The following is a 1,686-nucleotide window of genomic DNA, read 5'->3' as shown; positions in this document are numbered from 1 at the left end:
GATCGTCGATACGCCACCATTGCTAGTATCACCAGATGGGATGAATCTCGGGCAAATGACCGATGGTATTCTGACGATCGATCTCAATGAATAAAATCGATCGTCAAGTTCAGTTAATAATCTTGAGGATTGCAAATCGCTAATTAGCTTCGAGCTGCTAGCCACTCAATGACTTGCTGTCCTAAATTGACATTGTTCAATCGATCGATCTCGCGAATACCCGTGGGACTAGTGACATTTACCTCTGTCAAATAACCGCCGATGACATCAATACCGACAAAATACAAACCAGCGGCTTGCAATTTCGGCGCAATTTCGGCACACATTTGATACTCAGTATCGGTAATATCTACCTGGGCACTGCGACCGCCGACGGCCATATTACCGCGAAACTCTTTGCCAGTGGGAATCCGATTGACAGCACCTAACGGCTTACCGTCAAGTACGATAATCCGCTTGTCACCGTCCTTGGCTGCGGGCAGAAATTTCTGAATCATCAGTGGTTCGCGATTTCGCCCCGTGCTGACTTCAATTAGGGAATTAAAATTGCGATCGTCTGGAGTCAGAAATAAAATGCCTTCGCCACCCTTACCACCCAAGGGTTTTAAGACTGCTGCCCCGTGAGTTTCCACAAACTGCCGAATCACTTCTTTATCGCGCGAGACAATCGTGTCAGTCATCCACTGGGCAAATTGCAGGGCGAACATCTTCTCATTTGCCGCTCGCAATCCCGCCGGACTATTGACGACCAGCGTTTTGGCCGGATCGATACAGTCGAGAATATAAGTCGTGTACAGATACGGCACATCTACGGGTGGATCTGTGCGCATGAAGACGGCATTCATTTCTTCCAAAGGTTGGAATACTACATCACCGAGCTGATACCAGTCCGCCTGCGCCACCCAGCGGCCATCTAGCAGCTTTACGGGCGTAAGTTTAACTGGTTGCAGATATCCCCAGGCTCGACCGCCGACGACGCTTAATTTTTCGGCCTGGGTAATATAAACCTGATGTCCCAGTCGATCGGCCGCTTCCATCAAGGCTACGCTAGTATCGTGGGTCGGATCTAGTTTGGCGATCGGGTCGATAATAAATGTTAGTTTCATCAGATCGGGCGTGAGGGGACAAGTAGCTCTCTAGCTGAAATTTTAGGTGTTATTGCCACCCCTCGGCAAGATTTACTTTTAGCAAAAAATTCAGGATGGGATGTGTAGGTTGGGTATTGCAATGCGAAATCCAACCTACAGGGCTACAGGGCTATAAAAATATTTGAGATAATTTCTTGCGATAAAACCTCATTTCATCTTGACATGAGCAAATGCAAGATACAACAACTACTATCATAATTAATACAATTACAGTGAGTATTATTTGCGAGGCTTTTATTCCAAAATATGCCATCGCAATAAAAGAGCACAAAGAAAAAGCTGAACGAACTACCACTAAATTTGAATTTAAATTTACTTCTAAATGAACTGAGGTACCCGATTGTACAGCCTCAAACCAACCATTAATAATGGTCATCGATTGTCCACTTCCGTCAACGCGACAAAGACTAAAATTATCTGAAGATACTCCTCCACAAAGCCTAACTCGATTGGAACGAATTCTAAATAGCAAAGGCATAGCCTCAACTTGCTGAGTTAGCTTATCACAAGCTATGGCAATAGAATCTTGTGTCTGAAT

Annotated in this window: 2 protein-coding genes; both read right to left on the bottom strand. The window is 45.1% G+C overall.

The window, feature by feature from the left end; genetic code table 11:
- Positions 1 to 143: 143 nt before the first annotated feature.
- Positions 144 to 1,106 (bottom strand): glutathione synthase, encoded by a 963-nt coding sequence (gshB, locus tag RMO27_RS04185; RefSeq protein WP_309729405.1) that lies wholly within the window; start codon positions 1,104 to 1,106, stop codon positions 144 to 146.
- Between the two features lie 151 nt (positions 1,107 to 1,257).
- Positions 1,258 to 1,686: hypothetical protein (locus RMO27_RS04180; RefSeq protein WP_309729404.1), on the bottom strand; the 429-nt coding region annotated here is incomplete at its 5' end.

Origin of the sequence: Chamaesiphon sp. OTE_75_metabat_556 (assembly GCF_031378165.1) — a bacterium.
GTDB lineage: Bacteria > Cyanobacteriota > Cyanobacteriia > Cyanobacteriales > Chamaesiphonaceae > Chamaesiphon.
The sequence above is the reverse complement of the archived record's forward strand: the minus strand, read 5'-3'. Positions and strand labels throughout refer to the sequence as shown.